This is a genomic window from Dyadobacter soli, from assembly GCF_900101885.1.
Classification (GTDB): domain Bacteria; phylum Bacteroidota; class Bacteroidia; order Cytophagales; family Spirosomataceae; genus Dyadobacter; species Dyadobacter soli.
The window spans coordinates 187,347-207,606 of the sequence record NZ_FNAN01000005.1 but is presented as its reverse complement, the minus strand read 5'-3'; the positions used below and the strand labels follow the sequence as shown (position 1 = coordinate 207,606).

Below are 20,260 nucleotides of genomic sequence, written 5' to 3'. Positions count from 1 at the left end.
ACAAAAACGGAATCCCATTGTTTATGAGCATCGTCGTTTCCAACATCAAATTCCACAACAACCAGCAACTCGATTATTTCGGGCACAAAATCAAAAAAACCATGATACCGGTTGCCTCGCCTTACGTGCGCAGGCATGTGAAGGAGGTCATCGATTTTGCGGGGATCAAAAAAAACGACCGGATCATCGACGTCGCGTGTGGAATGGGAAAATACACGCTGAACTTCCTTGCCCAGGGTTACAAGGTGGAAGGGCTCGACCTTTCGCCGTTCCTTTTGCAGCAGTTGCTCGTGTACAACGACAACAAGTTTCCCGTTAAACTCCACGCCGCCGACATCCTCGACGCGCCCGAGGAGCTGAACGACCAGTTTGATGTGGTAATGGGTTTTATGGCGCTGCACCATTTTCACAGCCTGCATGCATGCTTCCAGGCCATGTACCGCATCGCGAAACCGGGTGGCAAACTCGTGTTTCTTGAACCCAACGCCTACAATCCGCTTTACTACCTGCAAATCGCGCTCACGCCCGGGATGTCGTGGGAAGGCGACAAAGGCGTGGCCGACATGACCAAAAAGAAACTGTTCAGTGCGGCGGAATACGCGGGCTGGAAGAATTTGAATATCAAAAGATTTGGCTTTTACCCACCCTTCTTCTCCAATACGGCATTAGGCCAGAAAAGTGAGCCGGTCCTTGAAAAAATCCCGGGACTGAACACATTTCTGCCTTTCCAGATCATCACAGCAGAAAAACGATGATTGAAGAAAACAGAGAAAAATGGCTTGTTTCCTATCCGGACGACGGGAATTCGGTGTGTTTTGAAATGGAGGACATGTCGTTCTGGTACCAGCACCGGAATGGATGCCTTGTAGAAACCATGAAGGCCAACGACTTCCCACAGGATTTCCTCGACATTGGCGGAGGGAACGGCATTACCGCATTGGCCATGCAAAATGCAGGCTACAATGTGACGCTGGTGGAACCTTATGCCACCGGTATCGAAAATGCGAGGAAGCGAGGCATCCGGTCGACCATCCAAAGCACGCTGGAAGAATACGCGGCCCAGGTGAACGGAACCGCTCCCGCAGCGGGGTTCTTCGATGTGATGGAACATATTGAAGACGACAAGGCGTTTCTCGAAAACATCAACCGCCTGCTTACTCCCGACGGAAGGATCATGCTGACCGTCCCCGCATTCCAGAGCTTGTGGTCGGAAAACGATGTGCAGCTTGGGCATTTCAGGCGGTATACGCTCCCGCAGCTCACCGTATTGCTGGCTAAAACGGGTTTCAAAGTTACTTATGCGACCTATTTTTTCTCACTCGTGTGGGCGCCCATGTGGCTTGCGCGGGTATTACCTGAAAAATTTGGCATCAAAAAAGATAATACTCCGGACAAAAAACGAAACGAGCACATGGCCGGCCGCCCGACCACCGCACGCTTGCTGAGAGGTTTGCTAAGCTGGGAGGTGAATGCCATTCGAAAGAAAAAGAAGATCCCTTTTGGTACCAGTTGTCTGATCGTTGCACAGAAAACAAGAGCCTTGTGAATCCAAATTTACCCAACCATTTTCAGCTGTTTCTATTCTCGAAAGACCCGGAGATCGTCCGAACGGCCATTGCTGCCGGGGTGGACGGCATTATTGTCGATTGGGAAAATCAGGGGAAAAAGTTACGGCAGGAAAATTTCGACACGCAGATCAACTACGATACGTATGACGACCTCTGCCGTGTCCGGGAAGCAACCCCGGAAGGTAAGCTGATATGCAGGATCAATGGCTTTTCACACGAGCATACGCACGAGGAGGTGGAGCTTGCATTGCGCGCGGGTGCAGACGAGATCTTTCTACCGATGGTACAAACCGTTTCCGAGGCCCGCGACACATTACAAATGATCGGCGGCAGGGCCGGTTTTAATATCCTGATCGAAACGATTTCGGCGCTCGACTGCATGGCCGAACTCAGCAAGCTGCCCCTTCGCCGGGCCTATATTGGATTGAACGACCTGCATATCCAGCAAAACAGCCGGAATATCTTCGTTCCGCTTATGAACGAAACCGTAACCGACATTCGCAGGCATTTCGAAATACCTCTTGGAGCTGGCGGCGTTACCTACCCACCCAACGGAATGCCTATCGCCAGCAAGTACCTTATCAACGAATATGCCCGCCTAGGAATCGATTTCAGCTTCCTGCGCCGCACGTTCATCAAGGACCACGCCACCCACAGCATGGAACACATGGTACATCATATCCGCAAAGCTTACGACGAAGCCCGGAACCGGTCGCAAGAAGAGGCACATGCCGATTTCCAGGCATTCCGCGAGCAAGTGGAACGCTGGACCACCAATCCGCATCACGCATGATCCTACTCATGTACGAGCCGGTAGCGGCCCATTTGCAGCGATTGCGGCAAGCCGCGCCGGGTCACGAAATAGCAGTTGCGCACTCGTTGGAAGAAGCTTGCAGGTTTATAGAGGATGCCGAAATAGTGCTTGGGAACCGCTACTTCATTCAAAGTCTACCTTTTGCAAAAAAGCTTCGCTGGATGCAGTCCAACTCCGTCGGTGTCGACATTATTTTAACCGAAAAACAACGACTGCTCGATAAAAGCATCACCCTTACCTGCGCCCGGGGCGTATACGATGCCGAATTGGCAGAGCATACCCTCACGCTGCTGCTTGCGCTTTTCCGCAACCTCCATCTGCTCCGCGACGAGCAACGTGAGCGGTCGTGGCAACGACACAGGCTACGCACATTGCACGGCAGCCGGTGCCTGATCCTCGGATGGGGAAGCCTGGCGCAGGAGATTGCACGTATGATCACTTCGATGGGCGGACGGGTGTCGGCAGTACGAAACCGGCCCGATGACTCGGAAGAGCAAGGTATTACTCTCTTCGGACAGCAAAACTGGCAGGCGCAATTACCCGAAACGGACGCATTGATCATTTGCCTGCCCAAAACCCCGGGAACGCACCATTTCGTGAACAGTGCAATCCTGGATCAGCTGCCCCGCCACGCATTTGTGGTCAATATAGGAAGAGGCGGCACGCTCGACGACCAGGCGTTACTTGAAAGTGTGCGGAGCGGCAAACTGGCCGGGGCCGCGCTGGATGTTTTCGAAGAAGAACCATTGCGCGCGTCGCATCCGATGTGGGCCGAGCCGGGGATTTTGATCACCCCGCACGTAGGCCGCAGCCTCGAAGGCCCGGAATTTAAATGGCAGCCTCTTTTTGAAGAAAATCTCGCGCGCTACATGCGTGGGGAAACGCTCCTGAATATCGTCGACTACACAAAGGGTTATTGATGATCAGCATTATCATTCCGGTATACAAGAGCGCTTCGACGCTGGCGGCTTTACACAAGCGGATCAGCCAGGTAGCCGCGTCGTTGCCCATTGCATGCGAGATTGTATATGTCAACGACGCTTCACCGGACAATTCACTGGCTATTCTTCGCGAGTTGCCGCCCGATATTGCATTTCATATTATTAATCTAAAAAAGAATGCCGGCCAGAGCAATGCGCTGATCGTGGGAATGGCATTCGCCCACGGAGAACTGGTCGCTACCATGGACGCCGATTTGCAGGACGAGCCTGAGAATTTGTCGACGCTGATCAATGCAATGCAACCGGGTATAGATGTTGTGTTTGCCAAACGTCAGGGCCAGTATGAATCGCCCGGCCGGCTGCTTACCTCGTATTTTTTCAAAGGAATGGTACATTGGTTTTCAGGAAGGAAGGTGCCGATGAATGCAGGGTTGTTTATGGTGCTGAAAAAAGATGCGGCCGTCCGGTTTGCTCCCTACTTACCCTATTCCCCCTATCTGATCGGGTTGATTGCCAAAGCTGGTTTAAAGTGCGCCGCCGTAACTGTGCAGCGGCCGGGTAATGCATTTGGTGAAACCTCTTACACATTCAAAAAGCGTATGCGCGTCGCGAAGAGCTTTTTCAGAACGCTGCGGCTTCCGAAAATGGATCCGGGCCCGAAACCCACAGAATGGCTTAATTCACATCTTTTGGCGGATCATTCCTATATCGCCCGGAAGCCATGAAAGCGGCGTGTTGGTGCGCTGTTTTCCGCGCCGGGAAATGGCAAAGCGGCGCTAATCGGCCATACCGCATTGATTATCAAGCATTACAAGACCGGTTAATTATCCAAAGGATGACTTCGGCGATGGAGAGGGGCAATTTTATAATGTTAAACCTCTCTCCTATTCACCTTTTATTGTAATTTTGACCAAAGTCTGAATTTCGACCAAGAACAAAAATACCTTAACAAGCGATATGGCAGAAGTAATTCGTATGCCCAAAATGAGCGACACCATGGAAGAAGGTGTTATCGCGGAATGGCACAAAAAAGTAGGTGATAAAATTAAATCCGGTGAAGTGATTGCTGAGGTTGAAACCGACAAGGCAACCATGGACCTTGAATCTTACTGGGACGGTACCCTTCTTTATATAGGCGTAAAAAAAGGCGACGCGGTACCTATCGACGGTATCATGGCGATCGTGGGCGCTGAGGGTGAAGACTATCAATCGCTGCTCGACGGTGCCGGAAACGGATCTGCTGCTCCTGCCGCCGAAGCTCCGAAAGCAGAAGCTCCTGCCTCTGCCGGGGCGGCCCCTGCCGTTGAAACGGTAACACCAGAATCCGCACCAGCTGCGAAACCTGCTGGCGCAGCCCCTGCTGCCGCTTCTACCGAGAAAATCAATGCTGCGGTAGTGCGCATGCCGAAAATGAGCGATACCATGGAAGAAGGTACGCTGGTTTCATGGCAGAAAAAAGTAGGCGATAAAGTAAAATCAGGCGATATCCTGGCCGAAGTCGAAACCGACAAGGCAACGATGGAACTGGAAGCATACGAAGACGGTACGCTGCTTTACGTAGGCATTAAAGAAGGCGAAGCGGTTCCTGTGGACGCAATCATTGCCGTAATCGGTGAAGAAGGCGCGAACGTGGAAGCATTGCTGGCCCGTGAAAACGGCGAAGCGCCTGCTGAAACTGCGGCTGCTGCTCCTGCACAGGCTGCCCCTGCTGTAAATGGTTCTGAGAAAGCCGTTTCAGTAGCGGATTCCGGCGACCGTGTGAAAGCATCGCCATTGGCAAAACGCCTGGCCGACGAAAAAGGCATTAATCTGAGCGAAGTAGCAGGAAGCGGTGACAACGGTCGCATCGTAAAACGCGATGTGGACGAGTTCAAACCGGCTGCTAAAACAGAAGCTCCGGCTGCTGCGCAACCTGCAACTGCCGCGAAAACCGAAGCAGCTCCTGCGGCATCTGCACCAGCAACCGGCGCGGCGACGCCCGGCGACTATACCGATACGCCTATCTCGCAAATGCGCAAGACCATTGCGCGCCGCCTGAGCGAAAGCTTGTTCACTGCGCCTCACTTCTACGTGACCATGGAAATCAACATGGACAAGGCAATGGCACTGCGCCCGCAGCTGAACGAAGTGGCTACCGCGAAGATTTCTTTCAACGACATGGTGATCAAGGCCTGCGCCGTGGCATTGAAGCAACATCCTGCCGTGAACTCCGCATGGCTGGGTGACAAGATCCGTAAATACAATTATGTCAACATCGGCGTAGCCGTGGCAGTGGACGAAGGTCTGCTCGTGCCGGTAATCCGCGAAGCTGACAAGAAAACGCTTTCTGCCATTTCAGGTGAAGTAAAAGACCTGGCCGGCAAAGCGAAAGATAAAAAACTGCAACCGAAAGACTGGGAAGGCAACACATTCTCGGTGTCCAACCTCGGTATGTTCGGTGTAGACGAATTCACAGCGATCATCAATCCGCCGGATTCCTGTATCCTGGCGATCGGTACGATCAAGAAAGTAGCTGCTTTCAAGGAAGATGGAACGGTTTACCCGACCAATATCATGAAAGTGACGCTTTCGGCAGATCACCGCGTGGTAGACGGCGCGACCGCTGCTCAATTCCTTTTGACGGTGAAGAAACTGTTGGAAGAGCCGATGAGCATGCTGGTTTAACCAAAATACGAATGCATGAAAAAGTGTCAGGCCCGCAAGGTCTGGCACTTTTGTTTTCAGAGGGTTTTCAATTGTTTCGCAAAGAATATCGAGTCATTTAACATTCATATGGAGAAAATACACGCTACCACCGTCCTGGGTGTACTGCATAACGGCACGGTCGCCCTGGGCGCGGATGGTCAGGCTACAATGGGCAATACCGTTGCCAAGAGTAATGTCAAAAAGATCCGCACGCTGCAAGGCGGCAAAATCCTCGTCGGCTTCGCAGGTTCGACGGCCGATGCATTCACCTTACTCGACCGTTTTGAGGAAAAACTGAACGGCTACGGCGGAAATATGAAACGCGCGGCCATTGAACTGGCCAAAGACTGGCGCACCGATCGTTACCTGCGCAAGCTGGAAGCGATGATGATTACGGCTAACAAAGATGAAATCCTCGTCATTTCGGGAACTGGTGATGTTTTGGAGCCTGAGAACGGCATTGCGTCGATCGGTTCGGGCGGGAATTTTGCATTATCGGCAGCGCAGGCATTGAAAAAGCATGCGGGTCACCTGACCGCGGAGGAAATGGTACGGGAAGGGCTGACGATCGCGGCTGATCTTTGCATTTATACCAATCATAATCTGGTGATCGAAAAAGTTGTTCAGTAGTGAAACGAATGGCGCGAAGCTCTTGCTTCGTGCCCGCTATTCGCAGGCCTCCGGCCGGTCAGAACACCTCAAAAAGCAGCGTTCCTGTGCTCTCGGGTTATTTTCCTTCACAAAACCTGCCCGTTGATTGCTTGGCTTTAAAATAAAATCGTGAACACAGATTGGTCTCGCTATTCGTTTCACAGCGCCTGTTGTTACATGCCTACGGCATTTCCGCTCACTAATAAAATTTCGACGTGCTACCAATATCACGTCGCTAACGCGACTTCGCACATCAAGCGCCGAGTGCCGTCAGGCACGTAATGTTGGTAGTAAACAATGTACCATCTGCGAGTAAAAATCCCATTAGGGATACCACAACAAATACAATTTTTCAAATGCCACAATCATCCTCCCTTTCCTCCATCCTCCCTTTACTCCCATTCCTCACAACTCCGCCATCAGCGTCATCAGCTTCACAAGCGAATCGGAAATCACCCTATTACTCCCCGGGACATACTTGTGTGCAATGATCGTAAAGCTCAACAGCGTCCCCGATTTCGCAGTCACATAACCGGCGAACGCCCGCGTACCTTCAATAGACCCGCTTTTTGCATGCACATTACCCGCGGCACGCGTGCCTTTTCCCAGGTTGCGCACCGTGCCATTCTGCCCGAGCACGGCAATGCTTTGGTAAAAGTCTTTAAAACCGGCATCCTTGTTGGCCAGATTTAAAATGTCGGTCAGGCTGCCGGCGGTGATGGAGCCCGAAGGCGATAACCCACTCCCGTCTTTAATATAAAAACCCCGTAAATCGGCTCCCCTTCCCGACCAATAGCCGGTAATGGCCGTAGCCGCATCGTCGAAACCGGAACTGCCCGATAGCCGCTTGCCCGACTGTTTGAAAAAAACATCCGCAAAAAGGTTAATGCTCCAAAAATTGGCTTGCTGGCACAGTTCGCGCAAGGGAGGCGATTTGTATTCGTCGATAATCTTCTTCGGATTGGGTGTAAGCAAGACCGTATTGCCAGGAACTTGCCCGGCTTCTGCTACCACGACGCCATTGCCGGATAATGCGTTTTTCAGGGCATAAGCCGCGTACCATGCAGGATCTGGAATCGAGCCTTTGACGGTGAAAGTGGCATTACCGGCCGGTACAGTGCCCGTAAAGACCACATTATTGCCCAATGGACTGCTGTAAATAATCGTTTTGTCGCCGGAGCCCCGCTCGCCCGTGGTGACCTGGTTCGTAAACGACAGGTATGGAATAGCCGGCTCGGTGCCGAGAACGGTGGTAGGGTCGCCCACGTCCGCTCCGGGTTTGAATTTGACCCGGTACAAGTTTTCATTGAAATTCAGTCCCTGTACTCCTGCGCCGTAATAGTTGCCCATATCGCCCCAGATCCAGGTGCTGGCAACGGCTTCCTTGTCGAAAAATGAGGCGTCGGCGAGGACTTTGCCTTTGATGTATTTGATACCCGATTTTTTCACCGCCGCTATCCACCGACTAATCATTTCCGGCGCCGCAGGATAACCCTTAAACCGATCGCTTCCCAGGGACGGATCTCCGGTACCGTGAATGTAGAGGTTGCCCGCGAGCGTGTCACCGCGAAGTATACCGTCGTATTCGAGGAAGGTCTGGAACCGGAAATCGCCACCGAAGAGGGCGAGCGCGGTTGCTGTGGAAACGAGTTTTAGTGTAGATGCGGACGGCAGCGAACGTTCTGCATTCAATGCAAATACATTTTTGCCTTCTTTGACGGCCTTCACACTCACAGCCAGCGAGCCGCTTCGCATGAATTCGCTGTTTTGCAGTTCGAGCACGGCGTCAGAGAAACGCACAAGTCCGGCGCTGTCGATGACTTGCGCCGATGCAATTCGGATAGTGAGTAGTATGTAAAGCGCAAGAAGGGTGGTTCTCATCATATTAAATATTCGCAGGGCACAAAAATGGTGCCGCTTCGTCTAAACTAGTAACTAATGTCCGCATCTCAGGCTGTTTTTTGGTACTTTTGTAAGATATTAGACAATTGATTAGTAGTTTACAAAGAAATGAGACAATAGTCATATTGATTTTTCCGCCAGACGAAAAATACCAATATAGCTTTCACCCCATACTATTTATATGAAATTGACATTTTGGGGGGCTTCGCAGCAGGTCACAGGTAGTATGTTCCTTTTGGAATCGGACGACTATCGCATCCTGATCGACTGCGGCTCCGATTTTGATCTGGATGAGATCGGCAAGAAAACAAGATACGAACAGCAGAAGAGCGTTTTCCCGTTTGAACCCAGTCTGATCAACACCGTACTGCTCACACACGCGCACATCGACCACTCGGGTAACATTCCGAACCTGTACAAGGAAGGTTTCGAAGGACGGGTGGTTTGCACCGAGCCTACCATGGCACTGACGTCGCTTTTGCTGAAAGACGCGGCCAACCTGCACCAGAAACGGCTCAATTCGCGCATCAATTCCAAGAAACGAAGCGGCAAGAAGAAGCGGGAGGTGCCGATGGATTACTATGTTGAAAAGCATGTGATCGAGGCATTGGACAACTTCGTGCCCGTTGCATTCGGGCAGCGCTACCGCATTGCCGACAATGTGACGGTAACCTACTATGCAGCCGGCCACTTGCTCGGCGCTGCGCATATCGTGCTGGAAGTGTATGAAAATGGGGAGAAAAAACGGCTGTGCTTTTCGGGCGACATCGGCCGGAAGAACTATCCGCTGCTGACCGACCCGCAGGAAATACCGCCGGTGGATTACCTGATCTGTGAATCGACCTACGGAAACCGCCTGCATGAAGACCAGCGCGGGCCTGTGGAGACGCTTGCCGATGTGATCAAACGCACGTGCATCGACATTCCGGGCAGGCTTATCATACCATCGTTCAGCGTCGGCCGGACGCAGGCGTTGCTCTACACGCTCAACCAGCTCTACCTCGACCGCTCGTTTCCTGTCATTAAAGTATTCTCCGACAGCCCGTTGGCGCATAGCAGCACCAAGGTTTATCAAAAGCATGTTCGGATGCTCAATAAGGAAGCGCGGACGTTTCAGGACGACAATGACATGCTCTTCGATTTCGAGAACCTGATCTACCTTGAAAGTTCCGATGCGAGCCGGGCGGTTTCGAATTATAACGAACCCTGCATTATCATTTCGTCGTCCGGAATGGTACAGGGTGGGCGCGTGGAAGCGCACGTGGAGGCCAATATCGGCAATCCTTATGCGACGATCCTGATGATTGGCTATGCGTCGGAAGGGACGCTCGGCTGGCGGCTTTTGAATGGGCAGGACACGATCTCGATTCGCGGAAAGCAGTACCCGGTCTTGGCTAATATTGAAAAAATTGACGTATTTAGCGGCCACGGAGACCAAAACGACTTAATTAATTTTGTAAAAATGCAGGATCCGGAAAAACTGAAAGGCATTTTCCTCGTCCACGGAGAGCAGCAAAGCATGGCTGAATTCCAAAGTAAAATTCAAGAAATCGGCTATCATTCGGTGGAAACGCCGTTACGGGGCAATACCTATGAACTCTGACGCCCCTGATTTCGCCTGTTAATAACCCACACCAGAACCTGAATTATGAGAACATACCTGGATTTTGAAAAGCCTATGGCCGAGCTCGAACGCAAGCTCGAAGAAATGAAAGCATTGGCAAATGAAAACAATGTGGATTTTTCGGATGCCATTGCGTTGCTGGAAGGCAACATCACCAACCTTCGAAAAGAAATATTTGAAAATCTCACGCGCTGGCAGCGTGTGCAGCTCTCCCGCCACCCCGATCGCCCCTACACGCTCGACTATATCGAACTGATCTGCGACGAGTTCATTGAATTGCACGGAGACCGCCAGGTGCGCGACGATCCGGCTATTATCGGTGGTTTGGCAAATGTCGGCGGGCAATCATTTATGCTCATTGGGCAGCAAAAAGGCCGCAATACCAAGCAGCGCCAGCACCGTAACTTCGGCATGCCGAACCCGGAAGGTTACCGCAAGGCATTGCGCCTGATGAAGCTGGCCGAGAAATTCAACAAGCCTATTGTGACGCTGATCGACACCCCGGGAGCATTCCCCGGAATGGAAGCCGAAGAGCGCGGACAAGGCGAGGCGATCGCTCGCAATTTGAAAGAAATGTTCATGCTGAAAGTGCCCGTGATCTGTATCGTGATCGGTGAAGGCGCTTCCGGTGGTGCATTGGGGATTGCGATTGGCGACCGTGTGCTCATGCTCGAAAACACCTGGTACTCAGTAATTTCCCCTGAAAACTGCTCGGCGATCCTTTGGAGAAGCTGGGATTTCAAGGAGCAGGCGGCCGAAGCAATGAAAATTACGGCGAAAGATATGACCAACTACAAACTTGTAGACGGCATTATCGCCGAGCCGCTGGGCGGCGCCCACCTCGACCACAAATGGATGGCCGACGAGCTGAAAAAATCAATTCTCGAAAATATTGCCGAACTCTCGGCCATTGAACAACAAGACCGGATCGATCAGCGTATCGAGAAATTCTGTGCAATGGGTGTAGTAGTTGAAGCGTAAGCATTTCCATGAAAAACGACAAGATCAGGAATATCATTTTTGACCTCGGTGACGTCATTCTCAACATCGATGTACCTATTGCTTCCAAATCATTCGCCGATCTGAGCGGGCGGGAACAGACCGAGATACTCACTATTTTCAAAGAGAGCGAAATTTTCCGCCAGTTTGAAACCGGGATAATGGACGAACCCACATTCCGGAACTACGTGCGCGAGATTTTGAGTTTTCCTGATCTGTCGGACGAAGCGATCGACACCGCATGGAACAGCCTATTGCTCGACCTCCCGCCCGAGCGCGTGGAGCTGCTCAAAAAGCTCGCGACGCAATACCGCATATTCATGCTCAGCAACACCAGTTCGATCCACATTACACAGGTCAACAAGATATTGAAAGCATCGACGGGCGTTGAAAAGCTCGAAGATCTCTTCGAAATCGTTTTCCTATCCTACGAAATGGGCCTGATGAAGCCCGATACCCGCATTTACCAGCAAGTGCTCGACCAGGCCGGCCTGAAAGCGGAAGAAACGCTTTTCCTCGACGACAATGCGGATAACATCCGCGCCGCCGCGGAGCTCGGCATCGAAACCATCCACGTCCAAAAGCCGGTCACAATTCTGGAATACCTCAAAGACTATGCAGTCTAACACACGAACCCACATCATCCAGGCAGCACTTTTTATCATCACCATCATCACCACGACGATGGCCGGTGCGGAATGGATGTTCGGGAACATATTCGGTTTTGTGTACGACATGATCTTTTTCCTGATCGGCAAACCCGACGGCAAGGAAGTACCCGTTCCCACCAAACCTATGGGCTGGGCGGAATTTGTACAAGGCTTCCATTTTTCGATTCCCTTTCTGCTGATCCTGACGATCCACGAATTCGGGCATTACTTTGTCGCGAAGGCGCATAAAGTGAAGGTTACCCTGCCGTTTTACATTCCGTTATGGTTTGGCATTTCGCAAAGTATCGGAACGCTCGGTGCGTTTATCCGAATTAAAGAGGTTGTAAAATCGCGTATAAAATTCTTTGACATCGGCATTGCGGGGCCGCTGGCGGGTTTTGTGGCTGCATTGGTAGTGCTTTGGTACGGTTTCACCCATTTGCCGCCACCGGATTACATTTTCAAGATACATCCTGAGTACGAGCGGTTTGGTCTCAACTATCCCCAATTCGCGTACGAAAACCCGGCCGGGAACCTGATCCTTGGCGATAATATCCTGTTTTGGCTTTTTAAAAACTACGTGGCCGATCCCGCGCGCCTTCCGCACGCATATGAGATCATACACTATCCCTACCTTTTTGCAGGATATCTGGCATTGTTCTTCACCTCGCTGAACCTCATCCCGATCGGCCAGCTCGACGGCGGGCACATTCTGTATGGCATGATCGGCAAGAAGCGCTTTGATATCGTTGCGCCGGTCCTGTTCGGCATTTTCACATTCTACGCAGGCCTTGGCGTTTTTCGCACGGAGTCATTCGCGACGGGCAGCGATGCGGAATTTTACGAGCGGCTATTGTACCTCGGGATTTACATTTATTTCCTTTATATCTGTTTCAAAAGGGCATTCGATAATCCATCGACAGCCTTGATGATCAGCCTGCTGATCGTCGTCGGCCAGTTCGCCGTGACCTACGTCCGCCCGGATTGGGACGGCTCTGTCAATTTGCTGCCGTTCGTATTAATCCTCGGCCGCTTCCTCGGCATTCGCCACCCAGAAACCGAAGACAACACTCCACTCGACTCACGACGGATGATCCTGGGCATCGTCGCATTCATCATCTTCGTGATCTCGTTCAGCCCTATGCCGTTTATTGTGATTGAGTAGTTCCCAATCACTTCGTATGTTTATATATGAAGCATAAATCCTACATTAGTGCTCGAAATGTGTAGGATTTGACCAGATTATCAAGGACATCTTTCTTTAATCTGTTGGTATGTTTCTTATATGAAACATGATTCTACGCTGGTAATAACGATCAGTAGAGCATGCTTCAATTCTTTGATAAAATTATCGGTGTTCTTAGTAGCCTAAATATTCCTTACATGCTTTCGGGAAGCGTCGCGATGAGTCTGTACGTTGTTCCAAGAGCGACAAGAGATTTCGATTTTATCATACACCTGACTCCTCAGGACGTTGCTAGATTTACCGCTCACTTTCAGGTAGGCTATTATTGCCATGAAGAGTCCATAAAGGAAGCTGTTAGGAATCCGGGTATGTTCAATATTATTGACCACGCCTCCGGATACAAGGCTGATTTTGTAGTTCTTAAAAACGAAGTGTACAGACAAACGGAATTTGATCGTAGAAAAGCGATTGACTATTTCGGTAAAACAATATTCGTGGTTAGCCCGGAAGATTTGCTATTATCCAAGCTGATTTGGATTCAATCTCTCCAATCCGCCATTCAAATGGATGACATCCGGAATCTTATGCAAATAGACGAACTGGATTGGCATTATATTAACGATTGGGCAGGTAAATTAAACCTAAACACATTTGATCTTTTTTAACCATGACTGACACTCCCGAACATATCAAGCAACTTCAATTGCAAATCTGGTTAGCGAAATCACCGATGGACCGGTTGAGACAAATGATGCTTGATAATGAGGCATTGTTTGTTTTTTGGAACAATGCACGGATGGACTTGTCCAAAACCTCAGGTATGGACCAAAAGAGTTTCGAAAACAACGATTCGAAATGAATCAAATCTCTCGCAGGCAATTCCTGGCAACATGGGGTGCAGCTCCATTCATAGCAGCTATCGAGCCCGCTGATCCGCCTTACACCTATTCCGTTCAAGGCAAAATCCCCGTTTCGAAACTCGGTACGACATTAATCCACGAGCATGTACTGGTCGATTTCATCGGGGCGGAGAAGATTTCGCCTGACCGCTGGAAGCATGATGAGGTTATCGCGAAAGTCCTGCCCTACTTACTGGAAATCAAACAACGCGGCATTCGGACGCTGGTAGAATGTACGCCGGCATTCATCGGCAGGGATGTTAGTTTGCTGAAAAAGCTTTCAGAACGATCAGGCCTCAATATCCTCACCAATACCGGGTATTATGGTGCTTCCGACAATAAGTATTTACCCAAATGGGCATTCACCGAAACTGCCGAACAGCTCGCAAGCCGATGGATTGCGGAGTTTGAAAAGGGCGTTGAAGGTACCGGCATCCGGCCCGGATTTATCAAAACCGGCGTCAACAGCGGTGCATTGTCCGAGCTTCATCAAAAATTGATCTGGGCCGCGGCGATTACGCATTTGAAAACAGGCCTTACCATTTGCTCGCACACGGGGCCTGCGTTACCTGCACGGGAGGAAATTGAAATACTGAAAACATCGGGTGTGCATCCTTCCGCATTCGTGTGGGTACATGCGAACGGGAGCGCAGAGGAACTGGAAAGTGTGGGCCGGAGCGGTTGCTGGATTAGCCTGGATGGGGTGAATGCAGATAATATCAGCAAGCACGTCGATTGGATTACATTCCTGAAAAACAAGGGCCGCCTCGGCCAGGTGCTGATTTCGCACGATGCGGGCTGGTACCGTCCCGGAGAGCCGGATGGCGGCGAGTTTCGTGGCTTCACGACGATCTCCAACAAGCTTGTTCCCGCATTAAAAGCGCAAGGTCTTACAGAAGCCGACATCCGCACATTAATGGTCGCGAACCCAGCCAAGGCATTCGCGATAAGCATTCGCAAAGGTTAATGCCCCTATTTGCTGATCCGGAATTCCGTCCAGCCATCGGGCCCTGTTTCCAATGCAAAATCGAAGCCGTGGCTCCCGAGGATTTCGCGGGTTAAGGTGAGGCCGATGCCCTGACCATCGCGTTTGGTGCTGAAAAATGGATTGAAAAGTTTGGTACTCACTTCGGGATCGATGGGTTTGCCATTGTTACGGATTACCAGGCGGTCGACAGTAGTGATTATCCGTACCTCCTGCCCGCTTTCGCAAGCCTCCACGGCATTCTTGATCACGTTGATCAGCACCTGCTCCATTTGCCCCTTATCGACGTTCCAGAACACGTTTTCTTCCGATTCACTCACCACCTTTACATTCAGGACTGATGCCGCATTCTGCATAAACACGGCCACATCGCGCGTAAGCATTCCCATATCCGAACGCTCGGGCATAGGCGCAGGCAGGCGCACGACGTCCGCGAAGTTGCGCATGAAGCGCGTAAGCTGGTGATTGCGTTCCGAGGCGACGTGCAATGCGTCCTTGATATCGCGGTAATCGCTGTCAGGCAGCAAATGTGTGGTAGTTTGCAATATCGAATCGGTAGCGCCCAGGGTATTGTTCACTTCATGCGCCATCATCCGGATCACCTTACCATATGCATTCTTCTCCGATTCGAGGATTTCGTTGGTCAATTCTTCAATCATCAGAAACGAGCGCCGGAAGCCGCGGTCCATGAAATGAGAGCGCTGCGCTTTGAACGTCGCGATGCCGTTGGTCTTGATCATCCTCGATTCGCCGTCGAGAATGCCGGCCAGCTCGATCAGTAGCGGCAGATTGGTTTCCTCCGGCTTTTTGCCTATCAGTGTACCATCCTGCTCAAACTGGCTTTTCGCCTTGCTGTTCAACGATTCGATGCGGTCGTCGTAGTCGAGAATGATGATGGAAATGGGCGAGGCTTCAATGAGTTTTTCCAAAAAGAAGTGCTGCTCGTTCAGCTTGATACGCTCCTCGCGCAGCTGATCGATCATCAGGTTATAGACCTCAATCAGTACATCGACTTCCCCTTTGCCCGTCGGAACGAACTTGATCGAAAAGTCTTTGTCCTTGATAGCTTCGATTCCGGACTTCACAAATTGGATAGGTTGCATAAAATTGTTGTAGAGAACGATAGACATACCCGCCGATAGCAACAAAAACACTTCCGAGGCAATGAACAAGGCCTTATTCTCAAATAGCAGCTTATAAACCAGCAACACCAGCACCAGGTGCACGATGGTAATGTAGGCAATGTATTTCGTCTTCGTGGATAACCTCATACCTCTTCCGAATCAAAGGATATGCCAAATTTTTCCAACCGCCTGTACAATGCAAAGCGTGTGATCCCGAGCGAGCGGGCCACCTTGCTCACTTTGTTCTGATGGTGCTGCATCGCCCGGACGATCATCTGGTACTCCATTTCTTCCAGGGTGACGCTGCCTACTTCCGGCACGTGCTTTTGCGAGGATGCAGCATTACCCGCATTGAGATTCCGCTGAAAATCATCGATATCGAGCAAATTGTTGCCTGCGAGCAGGACCGTCCTTTCCACCAGGTTTTTGAGCTGGCGGATATTGCCCTGTAACGGGAGCGTTTTCAGCCATTTCAATGCCGCATTGCCGATTTTCAGCTCCGGCCGGTTATAAATGGTTTTCAGGTTATCCGCAAAAAACGCCGATAGCAGCGGAATATCGTCCGGCCGCTCGCGCAATGCGGGGAGTTTGACCGTAATGAGGTTAATACGGTAATACAGGTCTTCGCGGAATGTGCCTTGCGCCACCATTTCTTCGAGATTACGGTTGGTAGCACAAATCACCCGCACATCCACCGTCCGGCTCTTGCTGCTTCCCAGCGGCTCGAACGTGCGCTCCTGTAATACGCGCAGGAGCTTTACCTGGCTGGAAAGATCCAGCTCCCCGATTTCGTCGAGGAAGATCGTCCCGCGGTGCGCCATTTCGAAACGGCCCATGCGGTCGGTTTTGGCGTCGGTGAATGCGCCCCGCACGTGTCCGAACAGCTCGCTTTCGAACAATGTCGAAGAGATGCCGCCCAGGTTCACTTTCACGAACGGGCGTACTTTCCTTCGGCTGTTCAAATGGATCGCCTCGGCGATGAGCTCCTTGCCCGTACCGCTCTCGCCCGTAATGAGCACGGGCGCGTCCGTAGGTGCCACGCGACCGATGGTTTCGAGGATGTCGAGCAGTTTCGGGTCTTCGCCCACTATGTTTTCAAAATGGTATTGCTGGTCCAGTTTCCGCCGGCTTCCCGCCTGCTGGGCAGGTTTAGCCAGGTTGAGGATCGTGCGGATCGACTGGATGAGGTAATCGTTCTGCCAGGGCTTGGTCACGAAATCCGCGGCGCCTTCTTTCATCCCACGCACAGCCAGGTCGATCGTCCCCCAGCCTGTGATGAGGATCACCGGGATGGCCGCATTGTGTTTCTTGATCCGCTGCAACAACTGCATTCCCTCCTTCCCCGACGTTTCGATCGAAAAATTAAGGTCGAGCAATATCAGCTCGGGCGTCACCACTTTCAGTATTTCAAAAGTTTCTTCCGGCGACCCCGCCCCACGCACCTCGAAGCCCTCCTTTTTCAAAAGAAGCAATAGCGAAGTGCGAATGGCGATGTCGTCGTCTACGATTAGGAGCATGGTACTTGGTTGTGAGCGATGTTTTTTTGACCGCCGACGGCTGACGGCCAACCGCCGATTGCTTGATTGTCGCGGCCCGATTGACCGCATCACGCGAACGGCGATCGGCGATCAGTCGTCGGCGGTCAACGTCATTCCTCATGCAACGCCACAGCCGGATGTATCGCGGCGGCTTGTTTGCTGGGGAACCAGGCGCATAGTGTTACAATGATATAAATTACGGCAACGGCGGCCAAAATAGCGATGATGTAAATTTCCCGATCCAGGTCAAAAACGTTCATGAGCGGAAACTGGACTGCGAAAATAAGGCCTATGACCAGGCTGAATGTAGCAAGAACCCATATTTCACCAAGAAACTGACTGGTAACACCCGATTCCGTGGCACCCATGGCACGGCGCAGGCCTATCTCGCCTTTGCGTTTGGCAATGTTCAGGTTAAGCACTCCGAACAGTCCCAATGCCACATTTGTCAGCAGAAACCCGCTCACTATCAGGAATATCAGCACGGGCACGAGCGTCAGATTTTCACGATTTTTACGTGAATCTTTGAGATACCCCACTTCTACACCCCAGCCCGGCAGCATCATGGCCATATCTTTCACAAGCTTTGCTTCGAAGTTTGCGTCTGTGCCGGGTTTAGTTTTGATTAATATATTCGAATTCCAGCGATCGTCTTTGTCCAGTATCTGAAAAAGACCGGGTGTATCCGACATAAACAGCCCTTTCGCCTTGAACTTGTCGACGATGCCCACAATTTTATAGGAGGTCTTTTCATCGCGTTTGACCACCTTATTCAAGCCGGACTCGTTCTGAAACAGCTTGCTTTCCATTACCTGGTTGATCACGATCGGGACATATTTACCAACCCGGTCGCTTTCGGCGTACCAACGGCCTTTTTTGAGTGGTATGTCTAGCACTTTGGCCAGTTCGCCGTCGGTATAATAAAAGTCACCGCCTACATCGACCTTGTTGTAAGTGATCGAATTGCCTATCTGGTTTGCCGAAAAGGGCGTATTGCTGCTCATGCGGCTCGCGGCCGTCACTTGTGGGTACGACCGCACGCGCTGAATGGCGCGCTGCAATTTCGGGGCGAGTTCGGTCGTGTCCTGGTTGGACGACAGTTCGAGGTTCCAAACCTGCTCATACTGAAATCCGATGGGCTGCAAATAGTTGCGCAGGTTGAAAACGATGAGCGTCAACACGCCGAAAAGTACCATAAATGCGGCCCACACCTCGATGATCAGCAGGGAATGCGTGCCTTTTTTATTCCAAATCAATTTAAAAAGATGTCGTAACATGGCAATTAATTTTGAATGAGAGAATGTGTGAATGATTACACTTTCAGCGCTTCCGCTATTTTTAGCCGCGACATCCTGAAAGCCGGTAACACGCCCGACAATAACCCGAACACGAGGCATACCAGTATGCTGATCGCGAAAACGGGCAGGTTGATCGTCAGGTCGGCATAGGCGATCCAGCCGCTGGAATTGATGAAATGGATCACCACCAACGTTAGCAACAGGGCAAATGCCCCCCCGATGAAGGTAATGAACACATTTTCAATGATAAACTGCCACAAAAGCGCTTTCGACGGTGCTCCGAACGCCTTTCTCACGCCGATCTCCGACGCACGTTCGAGAATGCGGCTCACGTTCACATTGACCAGGTTCACGGCCGGCAGTCCCATGATCATCAGCAATACGAGCCCTACGATCCCGTAGAGTGCAACGCGGTCTTTGTCACTACGTGTGAACATATTTATAAAATGGTCAAAATAAGTATCCGCTTTGACTATCAACATATTAAATCGTTTATCTTCCGAATACTCTGCTTTTGGAATGCGGGCAACGTGGCTATCGAATTCCGCTTGCACATCCTTCCGTTCGGCCGCGCTTTTGGCTACCACTATGGCTACGAAGCGGCCGCGCATTCCCTTTTCCTGGTAATTGCTCTTGGGCGCTGTATAGGGAAAATAAACATCCGAATAGGTATAAAGCCTCGTTGGAGGACTGCCTTTCACAACCCCGATCACCCGGAAGTTAATATTCTCTATATCAATGGTTTTACCCACCACAGGCGCCGCGTCATTTCCAAAATATTGTTCGCGCAATGCATCCGTAATAACCGCCACGTGGTCGGCATTGCGGACGTTTGTTTCGTCGTAAGGCTTGCCTTCGAGAAATTCGAAATCGGCCACGGACCAGAAATCGACATCAGTGTATTTTGTGTTCAACTTGATCCGCTTGCCATTTGCATAGGCGTTCGAAAAGCTGAAATTGCTCATGATCGCCACGCGTTCAGCCGATTTGAGCGACTTGGCATACTTCGTCAAAAAGTCGAACGAAGCCGGGCCCGACGACATGGTGGTACTCGCAGAATCGGTCTGTATCACAGTCGCAATGTACAGCGACCGACCACGCTTGACCTCGGGATAATGCGGCCCGAAAAGGTGGTCAAGAAAAGAAGTAACCACCATCAGCACAGTCAGCGTAAGCGTAATGCCGAACAGCGTGATGAATGTATAGAAAGGATGCCGCAGCAATACCTTCCAGGCGATTTTGATGTAGTTGGTTAGCATGGGGCTGGGGTTTGAGCAGTTGGGTTGTTGACCGCCGACGGCCGACCGCGGACCGCCGATTACTTGCTTGTTAGCGTCGACTTTGGGTTAATTTGGGATAAAAAACACGATCAGAACCACCGATCGGCGGTCAGCGG

19 protein-coding genes are annotated in these 20,260 nt (G+C 51.2%); 14 read left to right on the top strand and 5 right to left on the bottom strand.

Features of this window, described 5'->3' with window-relative positions:
- Nucleotides 1-23: 23 nt before the first annotated feature.
- From BLQ88_RS09315 to hslV, 7 genes are all read left to right on the top strand, one after another.
- Entirely contained in the window at nt 24-755 is a 732-nt protein-coding gene (locus BLQ88_RS09315; protein WP_090148664.1) for a class I SAM-dependent methyltransferase, read from the top strand.
- Entirely contained in the window at nt 752-1,546 is a 795-nt protein-coding gene (locus BLQ88_RS09310) for a class I SAM-dependent methyltransferase (RefSeq protein WP_090148663.1), read from the top strand. Before BLQ88_RS09315 ends, BLQ88_RS09310 begins: the two co-directional genes overlap by 4 nt.
- Nucleotides 1,543-2,361 (top strand): aldolase/citrate lyase family protein, encoded by an 819-nt coding sequence (locus BLQ88_RS09305; RefSeq protein ID WP_176884953.1) that lies wholly within the window; start codon nt 1,543-1,545, stop codon nt 2,359-2,361. The genes BLQ88_RS09310 and BLQ88_RS09305 overlap by 4 nt, the downstream gene beginning before the upstream one ends.
- Nucleotides 2,358-3,302, top strand: coding sequence for a D-2-hydroxyacid dehydrogenase (locus BLQ88_RS09300; protein WP_090148660.1), 945 nt, complete (start codon nt 2,358-2,360; stop codon nt 3,300-3,302). The genes BLQ88_RS09305 and BLQ88_RS09300 overlap by 4 nt, the downstream gene beginning before the upstream one ends.
- Nucleotides 3,302-4,048, top strand: coding sequence for a glycosyltransferase family 2 protein (locus BLQ88_RS09295; protein WP_090148658.1), 747 nt, complete (start codon nt 3,302-3,304; stop codon nt 4,046-4,048). The genes BLQ88_RS09300 and BLQ88_RS09295 overlap by 1 nt, the downstream gene beginning before the upstream one ends.
- 232 nt (nt 4,049-4,280) lie before the next feature.
- Entirely contained in the window at nt 4,281-5,987 is a 1,707-nt protein-coding gene (locus tag BLQ88_RS09290; RefSeq protein ID WP_090148657.1) for a pyruvate dehydrogenase complex dihydrolipoamide acetyltransferase, read from the top strand.
- A 108-nt stretch (nt 5,988-6,095) separates the two neighbouring features.
- On the top strand, nt 6,096-6,638 hold the full coding sequence (gene hslV / locus BLQ88_RS09285; protein ID WP_090148655.1) for an ATP-dependent protease subunit HslV: 543 nt from the start codon (nt 6,096-6,098) through the stop codon (nt 6,636-6,638).
- Nucleotides 6,639-7,064: 426 nt separating this feature from the next.
- Here the strand turns inward: hslV and dacB are convergent, their stop codons facing one another.
- Nucleotides 7,065-8,543, bottom strand: coding sequence for a D-alanyl-D-alanine carboxypeptidase/D-alanyl-D-alanine endopeptidase (dacB, locus tag BLQ88_RS09280; protein ID WP_090148653.1), 1,479 nt, complete (start codon nt 8,541-8,543; stop codon nt 7,065-7,067).
- A 199-nt stretch (nt 8,544-8,742) separates the two neighbouring features.
- Between dacB and BLQ88_RS09275 the strand changes: the two genes are divergently transcribed.
- From BLQ88_RS09275 to BLQ88_RS09245, 7 genes are all read left to right on the top strand, one after another.
- Nucleotides 8,743-10,164 (top strand): MBL fold metallo-hydrolase RNA specificity domain-containing protein, encoded by a 1,422-nt coding sequence (locus BLQ88_RS09275; protein WP_090148652.1) that lies wholly within the window; start codon nt 8,743-8,745, stop codon nt 10,162-10,164.
- Between the two features lie 45 nt (nt 10,165-10,209).
- Complete coding sequence (locus tag BLQ88_RS09270) at nt 10,210-11,166, top strand: acetyl-CoA carboxylase carboxyltransferase subunit alpha (protein ID WP_090148650.1); 957 nt, start codon at nt 10,210-10,212, stop codon at nt 11,164-11,166.
- Between the two features lie 8 nt (nt 11,167-11,174).
- Complete coding sequence (locus BLQ88_RS09265; RefSeq protein ID WP_090148649.1) at nt 11,175-11,810, top strand: HAD family hydrolase; 636 nt, start codon at nt 11,175-11,177, stop codon at nt 11,808-11,810.
- Nucleotides 11,800-12,999 carry a site-2 protease family protein gene (locus BLQ88_RS09260; protein WP_090148647.1) on the top strand — a complete coding sequence of 400 codons (1,200 nt, stop codon included), beginning with the start codon at nt 11,800-11,802 and terminating at the stop codon, nt 12,997-12,999. Before BLQ88_RS09265 ends, BLQ88_RS09260 begins: the two co-directional genes overlap by 11 nt.
- Before the next feature lie 161 nt (nt 13,000-13,160).
- Nucleotides 13,161-13,685, top strand: a complete 525-nt coding sequence (locus BLQ88_RS09255) for a hypothetical protein (RefSeq protein ID WP_090148645.1) — start codon at nt 13,161-13,163, stop codon at nt 13,683-13,685.
- Between the two features lie 2 nt (nt 13,686-13,687).
- On the top strand, nt 13,688-13,879 hold the full coding sequence (locus BLQ88_RS09250) for a hypothetical protein (protein ID WP_090148644.1): 192 nt from the start codon (nt 13,688-13,690) through the stop codon (nt 13,877-13,879).
- On the top strand, nt 13,876-14,886 hold the full coding sequence (locus BLQ88_RS09245) for a phosphotriesterase family protein (RefSeq protein ID WP_090148642.1): 1,011 nt from the start codon (nt 13,876-13,878) through the stop codon (nt 14,884-14,886). Before BLQ88_RS09250 ends, BLQ88_RS09245 begins: the two co-directional genes overlap by 4 nt.
- A 5-nt stretch (nt 14,887-14,891) precedes the next feature.
- On the opposite strand, the gene BLQ88_RS09240 is transcribed toward BLQ88_RS09245, so the two are convergent.
- From BLQ88_RS09240 to BLQ88_RS09225, 4 genes are all read right to left on the bottom strand, one after another.
- The gene (locus BLQ88_RS09240) at nt 14,892-16,175 is read right to left on the bottom strand and encodes a sensor histidine kinase (RefSeq protein ID WP_090148641.1); all 1,284 of its coding nucleotides are present in this window, start codon (nt 16,173-16,175) and stop codon (nt 14,892-14,894) included.
- Nucleotides 16,172-17,545 (bottom strand): sigma-54-dependent transcriptional regulator, encoded by a 1,374-nt coding sequence (locus tag BLQ88_RS09235; RefSeq protein ID WP_090148639.1) that lies wholly within the window; start codon nt 17,543-17,545, stop codon nt 16,172-16,174. Before BLQ88_RS09235 ends, BLQ88_RS09240 begins: the two co-directional genes overlap by 4 nt.
- Before the next feature lie 131 nt (nt 17,546-17,676).
- Complete coding sequence (locus BLQ88_RS09230) at nt 17,677-18,843, bottom strand: ABC transporter permease (RefSeq protein ID WP_090148637.1); 1,167 nt, start codon at nt 18,841-18,843, stop codon at nt 17,677-17,679.
- A 35-nt stretch (nt 18,844-18,878) separates the two neighbouring features.
- Nucleotides 18,879-20,123 (bottom strand): ABC transporter permease, encoded by a 1,245-nt coding sequence (locus BLQ88_RS09225; RefSeq protein WP_090148636.1) that lies wholly within the window; start codon nt 20,121-20,123, stop codon nt 18,879-18,881.
- Nucleotides 20,124-20,260 lie beyond the last annotated feature (137 nt).